Source organism: Pseudaquabacterium pictum, from assembly GCF_005403045.1.
Classification (GTDB): domain Bacteria; phylum Pseudomonadota; class Gammaproteobacteria; order Burkholderiales; family Burkholderiaceae_C; genus Pseudaquabacterium; species Pseudaquabacterium pictum.
Window position 1 is genome coordinate 61,127 of sequence record NZ_BJCL01000001.1, and the last position, 14,458, is coordinate 75,584.

Annotated in this window: 13 protein-coding genes; 10 read left to right on the forward strand and 3 right to left on the reverse strand. The window is 70.7% G+C overall.

What is annotated here, in order from left to right; all coding sequences use genetic code 11:
• Positions 1-246 precede the first annotated feature (246 nt).
• Together FFT10_RS00235 and FFT10_RS00240 are read left to right on the forward strand one after the other, a co-directional pair.
• A complete protein-coding gene (locus tag FFT10_RS00235) occupies positions 247-1,500 on the forward strand; it encodes an acyl-CoA dehydrogenase family protein (protein ID WP_373282452.1) in 1,254 nt (417 codons plus the stop codon).
• The gene (locus FFT10_RS00240; protein WP_137730761.1) at positions 1,500-2,138 is read left to right on the forward strand and encodes a DUF2889 domain-containing protein; all 639 of its coding nucleotides are present in this window, start codon (positions 1,500-1,502) and stop codon (positions 2,136-2,138) included. The genes FFT10_RS00235 and FFT10_RS00240 overlap by 1 nt, the downstream gene beginning before the upstream one ends.
• 16 nt (positions 2,139-2,154) lie before the next feature.
• On the opposite strand, the gene FFT10_RS00245 is transcribed toward FFT10_RS00240, so the two are convergent.
• Positions 2,155-3,222: a phosphotransferase family protein gene (locus FFT10_RS00245; protein WP_137730762.1), complete on the reverse strand. Its 1,068-nt coding sequence runs from the start codon at positions 3,220-3,222 to the stop codon at positions 2,155-2,157.
• 1 nt (position 3,223) lies between these two features.
• A complete protein-coding gene (locus FFT10_RS00250; RefSeq protein WP_137730763.1) occupies positions 3,224-4,033 on the reverse strand; it encodes an enoyl-CoA hydratase-related protein in 810 nt (269 codons plus the stop codon).
• 139 nt (positions 4,034-4,172) lie between these two features.
• Here FFT10_RS00250 and FFT10_RS00255 point away from each other — a divergent pair, with 139 nt between their 5' ends.
• The 7 genes from FFT10_RS00255 to FFT10_RS00285 all read left to right on the forward strand — a co-directional run bounded on the left by FFT10_RS00255 (position 4,173) and on the right by FFT10_RS00285 (position 10,403).
• Positions 4,173-5,405, forward strand: coding sequence for an acetyl-CoA C-acetyltransferase (locus FFT10_RS00255; RefSeq protein ID WP_137730764.1), 1,233 nt, complete (start codon positions 4,173-4,175; stop codon positions 5,403-5,405).
• Between the two features lie 24 nt (positions 5,406-5,429).
• Positions 5,430-6,608: an acyl-CoA dehydrogenase family protein gene (locus FFT10_RS00260; protein WP_137730765.1), complete on the forward strand. Its 1,179-nt coding sequence runs from the start codon at positions 5,430-5,432 to the stop codon at positions 6,606-6,608.
• A gap of 10 nt (positions 6,609-6,618) precedes the next feature.
• Positions 6,619-7,737 (forward strand): acyl-CoA dehydrogenase family protein, encoded by a 1,119-nt coding sequence (locus FFT10_RS00265; RefSeq protein WP_137730766.1) that lies wholly within the window; start codon positions 6,619-6,621, stop codon positions 7,735-7,737.
• Positions 7,738-7,749: 12 nt separating this feature from the next.
• Positions 7,750-8,556: an SDR family NAD(P)-dependent oxidoreductase gene (locus tag FFT10_RS00270; protein ID WP_137730767.1), complete on the forward strand. Its 807-nt coding sequence runs from the start codon at positions 7,750-7,752 to the stop codon at positions 8,554-8,556.
• Positions 8,557-8,586: 30 nt separating this feature from the next.
• Positions 8,587-9,363 (forward strand): SDR family NAD(P)-dependent oxidoreductase, encoded by a 777-nt coding sequence (locus tag FFT10_RS00275; RefSeq protein WP_137730768.1) that lies wholly within the window; start codon positions 8,587-8,589, stop codon positions 9,361-9,363.
• 126 nt (positions 9,364-9,489) lie between these two features.
• A complete protein-coding gene (locus FFT10_RS00280) occupies positions 9,490-9,918 on the forward strand; it encodes a sll1863 family stress response protein (RefSeq protein ID WP_137730769.1) in 429 nt (142 codons plus the stop codon).
• A gap of 83 nt (positions 9,919-10,001) precedes the next feature.
• Positions 10,002-10,403: a VOC family protein gene (locus FFT10_RS00285; protein ID WP_137730770.1), complete on the forward strand. Its 402-nt coding sequence runs from the start codon at positions 10,002-10,004 to the stop codon at positions 10,401-10,403.
• A 55-nt stretch (positions 10,404-10,458) separates the two neighbouring features.
• Here the strand turns inward: FFT10_RS00285 and FFT10_RS00290 are convergent, their stop codons facing one another.
• Positions 10,459-11,160: a helix-turn-helix transcriptional regulator gene (locus FFT10_RS00290; RefSeq protein WP_137731450.1), complete on the reverse strand. Its 702-nt coding sequence runs from the start codon at positions 11,158-11,160 to the stop codon at positions 10,459-10,461.
• Positions 11,161-11,365: 205 nt separating this feature from the next.
• On the opposite strand from FFT10_RS00290, the gene FFT10_RS00295 reads away from it, so the two are divergent.
• A complete protein-coding gene (locus FFT10_RS00295; protein WP_162520659.1) occupies positions 11,366-14,425 on the forward strand; it encodes an ATP-binding protein in 3,060 nt (1,019 codons plus the stop codon).
• Positions 14,426-14,458: the final 33 nt, after the last annotated feature.

Here is a 14,458-nt window from a genome sequence, read left to right on the forward strand (position 1 = left end):
CCTGCGCGGTGCGCCCAAGCTAGGGCCGCACCGGCATGGTGTCAATCGGGAGCGGCAGCGGGCGTCACCCGCCGGACACCCGGCGCCGGCCGGCACGGTGTCACCCGAACGACTGCGGCTGTTCGGCATCGCCCGCACAGTCGGCATTGCACCCTGCACCGCACACCGGAGACCCCCATGGACCAAGCCGTCAAGACCGCCTCGCCCTTCCTGCTCAGCCCCGACGATCCGCTGAACGACCTGCGGATGTCGGCCAAGGCCATGCCGCTGTACGAGCATGTGAAGCGCTTCATCGTCGAGGTGGTGAACCCGATGAGCGCCAAGTACGAGGAACTGGGCAAGAACCGCCATGGCGCCGACCGCTGGCAGTACGCCCCCGGCCAGCTGGACCTGCTGGAAGGCGCCAAGGCCGAAGCCAAGAAGCAGGGCCTGTGGAACTTCTTCCTGCCCGACGCCGAGACCGGCGAGGGCCTGTCGAACCTGGATTACGCCTACATCGCCAGCGAGCTGGGCAAGAACCCGATGGCCAGCGAGTGCATGAACTGCTCGGCCCCCGACACCGGCAACATGGAAGTGCTGGAGCGCGTGGGCACGCCGGCGCAGAAGGAGCGCTGGCTCAAGCCGCTGCTGAACGGCGAGATCCGCTCGGCCTATGCGATGACCGAACTGCACCATGCCTCGTCGGACGCCAAGAACGTGGCCACCAAGGCCGAGCTGATCGGCGACGAGTGGGTGATCAACGGCGAGAAGCACTACATCTCGGGCGCCGGCTCGCCGCGCTGCAAGATCCTGATCACCATGGTGCGCACCAGCCCCGACGCCCCGCCGCACAAGCAGCAGAGCATGATCCTGGTGCCCAAGGACACCCCGGGGGTCGAGATCGTCGGCGCCCAGCATGTGTTCGCCGAAGACCATGCGCCGCACGGCCACATGCACATCCGCTTCAACAACGTGCGGGTGCCCAAGGACAACATGTTGCTGGGCGAAGGCCGCGGCTTCGAGATCAGCCAGGTGCGCCTGGGCCCCGGCCGCATCCACCACTGCATGCGCTCCATCGGCGCGGCAGAGAAGGCGCTGGACCTGATGGTCAAGCGTGGCGTCAGCCGCGAGGCCTTCGGCAAGAAGCTCGCCTGGCTGGGCGGCAACGTGGAGATCATCTCCCGCGCCCGCATCGAGATCGAGGCCATGCGCCTGATGGTGCTGAAGGCCGCCAAGGCGATGGACGTGCTGGGCAACCGCGAGGCCCGCATCTGGGTGCACATGGTCAAGGCCATGATTCCCGAGCAGGTGTGCAAGATCATCGACCAGGCCATCCAGATGCACGGCGCCCTGGGCGTGAGCCAGCACACCCCGCTGGCCCACATGTACGCCCAGCAGCGCACGCTGCGCCTGGCCGACGGCCCGGATGAGGTGCACCACCTGGTGGTGGGCCGCAGCGAGATCCAGCGCATGGAAGGCAACATGGACGACGCCAGCATGTTGCAGGTCTTCCGGAACTGATGGCGCAGCCGACCGCAGCCTCGCCCGGCGGCGGCCTGGCGTCCGGCGAAGCGCTGCACGCCGGTCTGGACGACGGCTGGGTGCTGCCGGAACCGGCGGCACGCCAGGCTGTGCAGACGCGCAGCATGGTGTTCCGTAGTTTCCGGCGCGACGATGGCCTGATCGACATCGACGCCCGCTTCGCCGACACCCGGCCGTTCGCCTACGACAACGCCTTCCGCGGTGCGTGCGAGGCCGGGTCGGCCCTGCACCACATGCAGCTGCGGGTGACGCTGGACCGCAAGCGCACCATCGTGGCGCTGGTTTCCGCCATGCCCAGCACGCCGTACACCACCTGCACCAGCGTGCAGCCCAACTTCCAGCAGGTGGTGGGGCTGAACATGGGCCGCGGCTTCCGCAAGGCGCTGCGCGAGCGCCTGGGCGGCACCGAAGGCTGCACCCACATCGTGATGCTGCTCGACATGATGGCCGCCGCCGCGGTGCAGGCCTTTGCCAGCGACAACTACCGCCCGCGGGACCCTGGCGAGGCCGAACCGGTGCGGGTCTGGCGTGTCGATGAACTGGTCGACACCTGCTGGTCGTACAAGGCCGACGGGCCGGTGATGACCCGCATGCGGGCGATGAACCAGGGCCGCTGAGACCCTGGCAGGCGGCTCAGCGCCGCTCCAGCCGCTCCACCGCCGCCTCGGCCTGCGCCAGCGACTGCAGGATGCCGCGCTTCAGCCCGGCCATGTCCACGCCGTCGGTGCTCTTCTTGCCTTCCATGTAGCGGGCATAGACGCCGTGCACGATGCAGGCCGATTTCCAGCGGTTGAAGCCGATGTAGAAATCCAGCTTGGACAGATCCCGCCCGGTGCGGGCGGCGTAGCGGTCGGCCAGCTCGGCGCGGCTGGCAAAGCCGGGCTGGGCGGTGGGCGGGTTGCCGCGCACCGCCGGCGGATCGTCAGGCTGGGCCCACTGGTTCAGCGCATAGGCCAGGTCGGCCAGCGGGTCGCCCAGGGTGCTGATCTCCCAGTCGACCACCGCGGCAATGCGGCCGTCGGCGCCCACCAGGGTGTTGTGCAGGCCGTAGTCGCCATGCACCACCCGGGCGGGGCCCTGGTCGGGCGTGTGGGCCAGGAAGTAGGCCTGCAGCGCATGGGCGCGCGGGTCATCGAGCTGGGCGCCTTCGATCGACGCATTCCAGCTGCGGTACCAGGTCTTGAGCTGGCGCTCGATGTACGCGTCCTTCTTGCCCAGGTCACTCAGCCCCACCGCGTCGGGATCGACCGCATGCAGGTCGGCCAGCACGTCGATGAAGCTGTGCGACAGCGTCATGCGCAGCGGCGGCGGCGCCCAGCGGCGGGCATCGTCGGCGTTGTAGAGCGGATGGCCGTCGATGTGGCCCATCACGTAGAAGTGCGCGCCGGTGACCGCCGGGTCGTCGCAGAAGCCCAGCGCAGCCGGCACCGGCACCGGCGTGGGACCCAGCGCGCTGATCAGCGCCCACTCACGGCCCATGTCGTGGGCCTTGGGCAGCAGGTCGCCCATCGGCGGGCGGCGGATCACCGCGCGCTGGCCGTCGGCGTCTTCCAGCAGGTAGGTGAGGTTGCTGTGGCCACCTTCCAGGCGTGTCCAGCGCAGCGGCTGGCGCAGCGCAGGCACATGGGCGGCCAGCCAGGCTTCGACGGCCTCGCGCCGGTAGCCGACCGGGTCGGCGGTGGGGGTGGCGGGCGCGCTCATGTCAGGCGCCCTTGAACTGCGCCTTGCGCTTTTCCAGGAAGGCCATGCCGCCTTCGCGCGCGTCGGCCGAGTCGGCGCACTGCGCCTGGTGGGCGGCCTCGGTGGCCAGCCCTTCCTCGTAAGTCTGCGCCATCGCGCGGATCAGGCCCTGGCGCATCAGGCTGTAGGCGCGGGTCGGGCCGTTGGCCAGCCGTTCGGCCAGCGCGCCGGCGCGGGCCATCAGTTCGGCATCGTCCACCGCCGCGTGGATCAGGCCCCAGGCTTCGGCCTTCTCGGCCGGGATGCGCTCGCCCAGCATCATCATCTCGGTGGCGCGGGCCTTGCCGATCTGGCGCGCCAGCATCCAGGTGGTGCCGCCGTCGGGCACCAGGCCGATGTTGACGAAGGCCTCCAGGAAGTAGGCCGACCTGGCCGCCACAGTGAAATCCGCCGCCAGCGCCAGGCTGCAGCCGATGCCGGCGGCCACGCCGTTGACCGCGGTGACCACCGGCATGTCCAGCTTGGCCAGCGCCAGCATGGTGGGGTTGTAGTGCTGGGTGAGCGCGCGGAAGGTGCCGGCGCCGCGGCCGGTGGCCGGTGCATCCCCACGGCCCGCCAGGTCGGCGCCGCTGCAGAAGGCGCGGCCCTCCCCGGTGATCAGCAGCGCACGGGCGCCCAGGCCGGGCAACTGCTGCAGTGCGGCACGGATCTCGTCGAACATCTGCGGCGGCGCGGCATTGAGCCGCTGCGGCCGGTTCAGCGTCAGCGTGGCCACGCCGCCCTGCAGCGCCAGGCGGATGGTCTCGAAGGTGGGCAGGGCGTCGGTGGTCATGGCGGGCTCGGGTGGTGGGAAGAGGATGGCCGGCAGGGTAGGCGGGGCGACAGTCGGCATCTGTCACCAGATGGACTGTGATCGCCTGGGGCGCATGCCCACAATCGGCGCCTTCCCTCACCACCGCCGGAGATTGGCCATGACCGAAGCCCTCATCATCGACGCCTGCCGCACCCCCCGCGGCATCGGCAAGCAGGGCAAGGGCGCCCTGGCCGACATGCACCCGCAGCACCTCGCCGCCAGCGTGCTGAAGGCCCTGGCCGAGCGCAACAACCTGAAGACCGCCGAGGTCGACGACATCATCTGGGGCACCAGCACCCAGAAGGGTGCCCAGGGCAACGACATGGGCCGCATGGCCGCGCTGGATGCCGGCTACGACGTCAAGGCCAGCGGCATGACGCTGGACCGCTTCTGCGGCAGCGGCATCACCACGGTGAACCTGGCCACCGCGTCCATCATGTCCGGCATGGAAGACCTGGTGATCGCCGGCGGCTGCGAGATGATGAGCCTGACGGCCACGATGCGCGACGGCCCGGGCTTCATGGACGCCGGCAACACCCGCCTGCGCGCCAAGCACCCGCAAAGCCACCAGGGCGTGTGCGCCGATGCCATCGCCACGCTGGAGGGCATCCCGCGCGAGGCGCTGGACGACCTGGCCCTGGTCAGCCAGCAGCGCGCGGCCGCGGCGATTGCCGGCGGCCACTTCAAGAAGAGCGTGGTGCCGGTCTACAAGGCCGATGGCTCGCTGGCGCTGGACCGCGAGGAGTTTCCCCGCCCGCAGACCACCCGCGAAGGCCTGGCCGGCCTGAAGCCCGCCTTCACCACCATGGCCGATGTGGACCTGGACGGCCAGGGCACCACCTACCGCCGGCTGATCACCGCCAAGTACCCGGATCTGGACATCAACTTCGTGCACCACGCCGGCAACTCGTCGGGCGTGGTCGACGGCTCGGGCGCGCTGCTGCTGGCCTCGCCGGCCTATGCCAAGAAGAACGGCATGAAGGCCCGCGCCAAGGTCATCGCCTATGCCAACGTGGGCGACAGCCCGACGCTGATGCTGAACGCGCCGGTGCCCGCCGCCCGCAAGGTGCTGGCCAAGGCCGGCCTGACGGTCGACGACATCGATCTGTGGGAGATCAACGAGGCCTTCGCCGTGGTGGCCGAGAAGTTCATCCGCGACCTGCGCCTGAACCGCGACAAGGTCAACGTCAACGGCGGCGCCATGGCGCTGGGCCATCCGATCGGCGCCACCGGTTCGATCCTGATCGGCACCCTGCTGGATGAGCTGGAGCGCCGTGACCTCAAGCGTGGCCTGGTGACGATGTGCGCCGCCGGCGGCATGGCTCCGGCCATCATCATCGAACGCGTCTGATCCCCATCCTGCCGGAGACCCGCCATGGACCTGAGCTATTCGGCCGAAGAACTGGCCTTCCGCAACGAGGTGCGCAGCTGGCTGGCTGCCAACCTGCCTGAGGACATCCGCCAGAAGGTGGTGGGCTACCAGGGGCTGAGCAAGGACGACATCATCCGCTGGCACAAAATCCTGGCCGCCAAGGGCTGGAGCGTGCCGCACTGGCCGGTGGAATGGGGTGGCACCGGCTGGAACATCACCCAGCGCTACATCTACGAGGAAGAGTTCGGCCTGATCGGCGCGCCGGCGCTGCCCAGCTTCGGCCCGTCGATGTGCGCCAGCGTGCTGCTGAAGTTCGGCTCGCCCGAGCAGAAGGCGCGCTACCTGCCGCGCATCCGCGAGGGCGACGATTTCTGGGTCCAGGGCTACTCCGAGCCGGGCTCGGGCTCCGACCTGGCATCGCTGAAGACCAGATGTGAACGGCAGGGCGACAAGTACATCGTCAACGGCCAGAAGATCTGGACCACGCTGGGCCACTACGGCGACTGGATCTTCTGCCTGGTGCGCACCGACAACACCGGCAAGCGCCAGGAAGGCATCAGCTTCATCCTGATCGACATGAAGACCCCGGGCATCACCGTGCGTCCGCTGATCCTGATGGACGGCGGGCATGAGGTGAACGAGGTGTTCTTCGACAACGTCGAGGTGCCGGTCGAGAACCTGGTCCATGAGGAAGGCAAGGGCTGGACGGTGGCCAAGTACCTGCTCGGCCATGAGCGCATGGGCTCGGGCAACGTGGGCGGCAGCAAGCGCGAGCTGGTCACGCTGAAGGCGCTGGCCAAGCGCGAGCTGAAGAACGGCAAGCCCTTGATCGACGACCCGCGCTTCCGCGACAAGCTCTCACGCGTGGAGATCGAGCTGGACGCGCTCGAAGTCACCTCGATGCGTTTCCTCGACAAGATGCGCCGCACCGGCCAGCCGCCGGGGGCCGACGTCAGCATGCTGAAGATCCGCGGCACCGAGGTGCAGCAGATGATCACCGAGCTGATGATGCAGGCCGCCGGCCCCATGGCCCAGCCCTTCAAGGCGGTGGACAACGGCGCCATTGATTTCTTCACCAGCCGCCTGGCGCCGCGCTACTTCAACTACCGCAAGGCCAGCATCTACGCCGGGTCCAACGAGATCCAGCGCAACATCATCGCCAAGGCGAGCCTGGGCCTGTGAGGACGACCCCATGAACTTCGACTACAGCGACGAGCAGCAGCAGCTGGCCGACAGCCTGCAGAAATACCTGACGCAGAACTACAGCTTCGAGCAGCGCAAGGCCATCCTGAACTCGGCCACCGGCACCAGCGACGCGGTGTGGACCACCTTCGCCGAAATGGGCCTGACCTCGATCGCCTTGCCCGAGGCCGACGGTGGCTTCGGCGGCGGCGCGGTCGACCTGATGGCCGCGATGGAAGCCTGCGGCGAGGCCCTGGTGGTCGAGCCGCTGCTCGACACCGTCGGCCTGGCCGGCCGGCTGCTGGCGCGCTGCGGCTCGGCCGCACAGCGGGCGGCCTGGATGCCGGGGCTGATCGACGGCGCGGTGAAGCTGGCCTTTGCCGGCCTGGAGCCCGGACGCCGATACGACCTGGCGCCCGCCACCACCACCGCCACGCCCGAGGGCCCTGGCTGGGTGCTGTCGGGCACCAAGTGCGTGGTGGTCGGTGCGCCCACGGCCACAAGGCTGATCGTGTCGGCCGCGGCACCGCAGGGCGCGAGCCTGTTCCTGGTCGACCCGGCGGCTGCCGGCGTGGCCCTGAACCCGAGCCGCACGGTGGACGGTCTGCGGGTGGCTGACATCACCTTCACCGGCGTGGTGGTGGGCGCCGATGCGCTGCTCGGCGCCGCCGGTGGCGCGCAGGCGGCCATTGACGAGGCACACGACTTCGCCACCGCGCTGCTGTGCGCCGATGCCGTGGGTGCGATGAAGAGCGCCTGCGACGCCACGCTGGACTACATCAAGCAGCGCAAGCAGTTCGGCGTGGCCATCGGCAGCTTCCAGGTGCTGCAGCACCGCATGGTGGAGATGGTGATCTGCACCGAGCAGGCCCGGTCGCTGGCCATCAAGGCTGCGAGCACCGTCGACCATGCCAGCGACCCGGCCGAGCGCGCCCGTGTGGTGTCGGCCGCCAAGGTCAAGGTGGCCGATGCGGCCCGCCAGGTCAGCCAGGAGGCGGTGCAGCTGCACGGCGGCATGGGCATGACCGAGGAGCTGAAGGTCTCGCACACCTTCCGCCGCCTGACCATGGCCCAGCAGCGCTTCGGCGATGCCGACCACCATCTGGAACGCTACGCCAGCTTGACCTGACCGGAGCCCGCCATGGGAGACAGACTGCAAGGCAAGGTGGCCATCATCACCGGGGCTGGCTCGGGCATCGGCCGCGCCTCGGCGCTGCTGTTCGCGGCCGAAGGCGCGAAGCTGGTGCTGGGCGACAAGACGGATGCGGTGCGCGATGTGGCGAAAGCCATCGTGGCCAGCGGCGGCCAGGCCACCGCGTTCCAGATGGACGCTGGCGTGGAAGCCGATGTGGCCCACCTGGTGGCGGCCGCGCAGGCGGCCTACGGCCGGCTGGATGTGGCCTTCGCCAACGCCGGCATCGCCGGTGGCATGGCCAGCATCTTCGAGGCCACGCCCGAGCTGTGGACCGAGGTGCTGCGCGTCAACCTGATCGGCCCCTGGCTGATGGTCAAGCATGCCGGCAAGGCCATGGCCGATGCGGGCCACGGCGGTTCCATCATCTGCACCGCCAGCGTGGCCGGCATCCGCTCCGGCGCCGGCGGGCCGGCGTACTCGGCCAGCAAGGCCGGCGTGATCAACCTGGCGATGGTGTCGGCCCAGCAGCTGTGCGAGACCGGTGTGCGCGTCAACGCCCTCTGCCCGGGGCTGACCGAGACCGGCATGACCGCGCCCACCTTCAACTACGCCAAGGACAAGGGCGTGACCCACAAGCTGGGCCGCCTGAACCCGCTGCGCCGCGCCGCCCAGCCCGAGGAACTGGCCAACGTGGCCCTGTTCCTGGCCAGCGACCAGAGCAGCTATGTCAACGGCCAGGCCATCGCGGTGGACGGCGGGCTCAGCAGCTCGCACCCGGTCACCCGGCAGCTGCCCGGCCAGACAGCGGTCTGACACCGACACCACAACAACCAGGAGACAGCCATGTACCAACCCTTCGACCTGAGCGGCCGCGGCGTCGTCGTCACCGGCGGCAATGGCGGCATCGGCCTGGGCATGGCCCGGGCGCTGCTGGCCTCCGGCGCCAAGGTGTCGATCTGGGGCAACCGGGCCGAGAAGACCGAGGCCGCCCGCGCCCAGCTGGCCGCCGAGTGTGGTGATGCCAGCCGGGTGCATGCGCTGGTGTGCGACGTGGGCGACGAGGCCCAGGTCGACATCGCGTTTGCGCAGTCGGTGGCGGCGATCGGCAACGTGCATGCCTGCTTCGCCAATGCCGGCGTGTCCGGCAAGGGCAACATGGTGATGGACATGACGCTCGACGAGTTCCGCCGGGTGCAGCGCATCAACGTGGAGGGGGTGTTCCTGACCTTCCGCGCGGCTGCGCGCCACATGGCTGCGCACGGCCAGGGCGGATCGCTGGTGGCGACCGCCAGCACCGCGGCGGTGGAGGGCGCCGCCCGCAACAGCCACTATGGCGCCAGCAAGGGCGCGGTGACGGCCTTCGTGCGCGCGCTGGCGGTGGAACTGGCGCGCCACAAGATCCGGGTCAACAGCATCCTGCCGGGCTGGATCGTGACCGAGATGACCGAGAAGTCGGTGGGCAACGACAAGTTCGCCGGCGCGGTGATGCCGCGCATTCCGGCCCGCCGCTGGGGCGAGATCGATGACTTCGGCGGCATCGCCGTCTACCTCGCCAGCAACGCGGCCGCCTACACCACCGGCGAGCAGTTCATCATCGACGGCGGCTACACCAAGTTCTGAGCGGCCGGCCGGCAGGCCGCCGCCCCCGGCGGGTGCAGAATCGTGACCGAGTCCACCGGCCTGCCGGTGGCCCGACGGCATGCGGCCCGCCGCTCCAGGGCCTGCGGATCGATCAAGGAGAAAGCAATGACGGGATGGAAGACCGCGGCGGCACTGTCGCTCTGCCTGGGCATGGCGCTGTCGGCCCACGCCGCCAACGAGCCGGCCAAGAAGGCCGACGCGCCCAAGGCTGAAAGCACCTGGGACAACGTCAAGGACTTCTCCCACAAGGAGAAGGAGAAGGCCGTGGCCGCCGGCAAGAAGCTGATTGCCGAGACCGACAAGAAGATCGCCGCGCTGGCCAAGGACACCAAGAACGCCACCGCCGAGACCAAGGCGGCCCATGAGGCGAACATGAAGGAACTGCAGGAGAAGAAGAAGGCCGCCCAGGCTGAACTCGACAAGCTGGGCAAGGCCAGCGGCGAGGCCTGGGATGCCACCAAGACCGGCTTCTCCGACGCCGGCAAGGCGCTGGCCGCCGCGTACGACAAGGCCGCTGCCGCCATCAAGAAGTAAGCAGCCTGCCCGGTCGCCCGGGTGACTGTCCCGTGAAGCCCCGGCCTGCAGAGTCCGGGGCTTCCGCACTTCTGAAGCACACCATGGGCATCCAACTCGGCAAGCCGTCGATCGACCTGGGCATCGTCACCACCAACGGCGAGGCCATGCTGGCCTTCTACCGTGATGTGATCGGCCTGAAGGTGCAGGGCCAGATGCCCATGCCCGGCGGCGGCACCATGCACCGCCTGCTCAGCGGCGACAGCCTGATCAAGCTGGTGGTGGTGCCCAGCACGCCCGCCGCGGCGGCGCCCGGTGGCATCCAGGGCGGTGCCGGCTACCGCTACTGGACGATCACCGTGACCAACCTGACCGAGATGGTGGCGACCTGCTCCGAGGCCGGCGCGGCCGTGGTGTGGATCGAGCGCGAGATCCGGCCCGGCGTGCGCATCGCCATGGTGGCCGATCCGGACGGCAACTGGGTGGAGTTCCTGCAGATCGGTTGACCTGTGGCAGGCAGACCGGTGCGGTGGCCGGTCCCCCAAGCGGCAGCTCGGGAACTCAGGCCAGCGCCTGGGTGGTGTGACGGGCGATCGGCGGCAGGCCGCCGACGGTGCGCAGCAGATCGCTGACGCTGCGCGCACCCGTCTTGGCGCGCACCGCGCTGATCTGTGACCGCACGGTGCACACCGCCACGCCGCCGGCCAGGGCGATCTGCGCGGGCTTCAGGCCGGCGCAGAGGGCATCCAGCACCGCGGCCTCGGCCGGGGTGAGGCCACTGTTCTGGCTGAAGAACTGCAGGGCCAGCCGGCTCGGGCGGCCGTCGCTGCCCAGCAGCAGCGCAGCGGTGGCGCCGCCGCCGATGCCGCTGTTGCTGCCGAGGGGCACCACGGCCACGGCCTGCGTCCGGCTGCCGCGGCGCAGCGACAACATCGACCATTGGCCCCGCTGTGCCGCCAGCAGGGCGGTGTCGACCCGCTGCTGGGTCTGCGGGTTGCCATGGAGCTGGCCCTGGCACAGGGCCAGCGGTGCACCTTCCTGGCAGGCCAGCCGCGCAGCCGGGTTGGCGTACAGCAGCCGCGCCGCCACGTCGACCAGCAGCACGCCGATGTCCACGACATCGAGCAACTGCAGCGGCAACCCGAGCGCCGCAGGATGGACCTGCTGCGTTGGCGGCTGCAACTGCGGTGCCGGCGCGGCCGCGCGCAGGGCCTGCCAGTTGACCGGTTGTGCAAAGGTGGCGGTGTCGGTCTCGGTGTACATGCTGTCCTCCGTCTGTTGGAGGAATCATCGTGCTTTGTGCACTTGCGCGGACCTACGCAGCCGGGTAGGAGCTGCCGTGACGCCGGTGATGCCGTGCGGGCCGCCACGGGTGCCGTGCTGGGCGGGCGGCGCATATCATCAGTGTGAAGGAGGTGCACGCAGACAGCCGACGCACGTCGATCCGCTGTGCGGCACCAGGGGGAACATGGTGGACACAAGCTCGGACGGACCCGCGGTCTCGCGCCGGCGCCCAACGCTGCTGTACACGGACCTGGTCGGGTCCACAGCGCTCGGCGCGGCGATGGAGCCCGAGGACTACCGGGCGCTGCTGCAGGCCTTGCGGGCCATCTGGCACGAGGTGGCGCAGGCGCTGCAGGCCCGAGTGGTGCTGACGCAGGGCGACGGGGCGCTGATCGCGTTCGGCATCCCGCTGGCCGGCGAGCAGGATGGCCGCCACGCGGTGGACGCCGCATTGCGGGTGCATGCACGGGTGGCCGCGCTGCGGCCGGCCGGCGTGCCGGCGGCGCGGCTGCCGTTGCGCATGCACTCGGCCGTGCATGCGGGTACGCTGCTGCTGGCCGCGGGCGACATCGAGCAGGGGGTGTTCGACCTGTCCGGCGGTGTGCTCAACACCACGGTGCAGCTGGTGCGCACTGCCCGGCCTGGCGAGGTGCTGGCCACGTCGGCGGCGCTGGGTCCGAACGCGATGTTCTTCGAGCTGGGCGACCCGCCGCCGGCAGCACTGGCGGTGCTGCAGGGCGGCGTGGCCACCTGGCATGCGGCCGCGCCACCACCGGTGCAGTCGGTGCTGGGGCGCAGCAGCGCTGCGCGGCGCTTCGATGCCACCGCCCGCCGCGGGCTCACGCCGTTCATCGGCCGCGGCATGCTGCATGGGCGGCTGCTGGCGTTCCTGCAGCAAGCGGTGCCGACCGATGGCCGCTGCCTGGTGCTGCAGGGCACTGCCGGCCTGGGCAAGACCCGGCTGCTGGAAGAGGTGCTGGCCGAGGCCGAGGCCGGCGACAACGCGCCGCTGCTGCTGCGCGGCAGCTGCGAGAGCGATCTCGGCGCCGAAGTGCTGCAGCCCTTCCTGCAGATGCTGCGGTCGTGGCTGGCGGCGCGTGCCGACCTGCCGCTGGCGCCGTCGCTGCCGGCCGACGATGCGGCCGCCTTGCGTGCCGTGGCCGGTGCGCCTGCCGCATCGGCGCTGCCGGGCGATCTGGCCGGTGGTGCTGTCGGGCTGCTGCAGCGCGCTTTTGTCGCGCTGGCCAGGCAGCAGCCCTGCGTGCTGGTGATCGACGACTGGCAGTGGGCCGACGATGCCAGCCGCCAGCTGCTGCAGGGCCTGCTGGGCCAGGTCGACGGGCCGCGGCTGCTGCTGGCGGCCCGTCCGCGCGAGGGCGGCGCGCCCTGGCTGGCCGATGTGGCGCATGCCGATCTGCAGCCCTTCACGCCGGCCGAAACCGATGCCGCGGTGCAGCGTCTGCTGCCGCGGCCCGACCCGTTCCTGATCGCCCGCATCCACGACGACGCCGGCGGCGTGCCGCTGTTCATCGAGGAGCTGTGCCACTCGGTGTCGGCCGACCACCTGCTGACGGCGATCGGCGGGCGCGGCGGTTCACAGGGCTGGCTGGCCACGCTGGTGGTCGCACGGTTGCAGCGCCTGCCCGACGACCAGGCGGCCGTGGTGCGCGCGGCCGCCGTGGTCGGCAATCTGGTGCCGCTGCACTGGCTGGCCGTGGCCTGCGGCGGCTTGCCCGCACCCGCGTTGCTGCAGGCCCTGGCGGACGCCGACTTTCTGCGCCCTGAGGCTGGTGGCCGGGCGCTGCGCTTCAAGCACGGCATCACCCGCGACGCGGTGTACGAGTCGATCGGGCGTGACGCGCGGGTGGCGCTGCATCGGCGCCTGCAGGATGCGATGCAGCGCGAGGCCGGTGAAGCCGGCAGCGACGGCCTGGAAGCCCTGGCCCGCCACAGCCACGGCGCCGCCGACTGGGCCGCAGCCACCCTGCATGCCGAGCAGGCCGGCGACCGGGCGATGGGCATGTTCGCGCTCGACAGCGCACGGCGCATGTACCTGGCCGCCATGACCGCCCTGGAGCGGCAGGGCGCGCTGGAGGGCGACGCCGCCCGGCGCTGGTGCCTGCTGTCGAACAAGCTCGGCATGACCTGCATCTTCGACACGCTGGCGCTGCCCGATGCCTTGCAGCTGTTCCGCCGCGCCGTGGACCTGGCCGATGCGCTGGGCGACGCGGGCGTGCGTGCGCGGGCCGACTACTGGATGGGCTACCTGTGCTACGGCCACGGCCACCCGCGGCAGGCCGAGGCCCATTGCCGGCGGGGGCTGCAGCTGGCCGGTCTGGCGGGCGATGCCCGGCTCGCCGCCCAGCTGCGGGCCACGCTCGGCCAGGTGCTGGCCGCCCTGGGCCGCTACGACGACGCCATGGGCCTGATGTCGGATGCCCTGGTGGCCAAGCGCGGCAGCGTGCGTGCCGGCAGCAACCTGGCCATCGGCTCGGCATTCACCCTGGCCTGCCAGGCCAGCGTGCTGGGCGACCGTGGCCGGTTCGCGCAGGCCCATGCGGCGTTCGACGAGGCCCACGCGCTGGTGGGCGATTCAGCCCATCCGGTGGCCAACTCGGTGCGCAGCTGGGCGGTGATGGTGCTGCTGTGGCAGGGACGCTGGGACGACGCGCAGGCGGTGGCCGATGAAAGCATCTGGCTGGCGCAGCGCTCGTCGGCGCTGCTGCAGATGACGATCGCCCGCGCCGCCAAGGGCTGCGCCCTGTGGATGCGGGACCAGGCCGACGACGGCTTCGCGATGATCGAGGAAGCGGTGCAGTGGATGGCGCAGCGGCAGGTGCACTTCTACACCACGCTGTACCACGGCTGGCTGGTGGAGGCCCTGGTCGACCAGGGGCAGGCCGCACTGGCCCGGCGCTCTGCCGCCCGGCTGTTTGCCCGGGCGCGGGCCGGCGAGCTGCTCGGCCTGGCAGGCGGGTGCCGGGCGCTGGCGTTGGCCGATGCTGCGGCCGGCGACGCACGCCGGGCATGGCGGCGCATGGCGCTGGCGGACAGCGTGGCGCTGCGGCGCGGCTCCCAGCGCGAGCAGGCGCTCAATCGCCTGTGCAGCGCCCGGCTGCATGCGGCGCTGGGCGATGCGGGCGCGGCGGCCCGCGATGGCGCCGCCGCCTGCACCGACCTGCTGTCGCTGGAGATGCACTGGCATGCCGGTGCGGCGCAGCGGTGGCTGCAGGCGATGCGCTGAGGCCCGCGGCTGCCGGCCCCGGCTGCGGTGCCC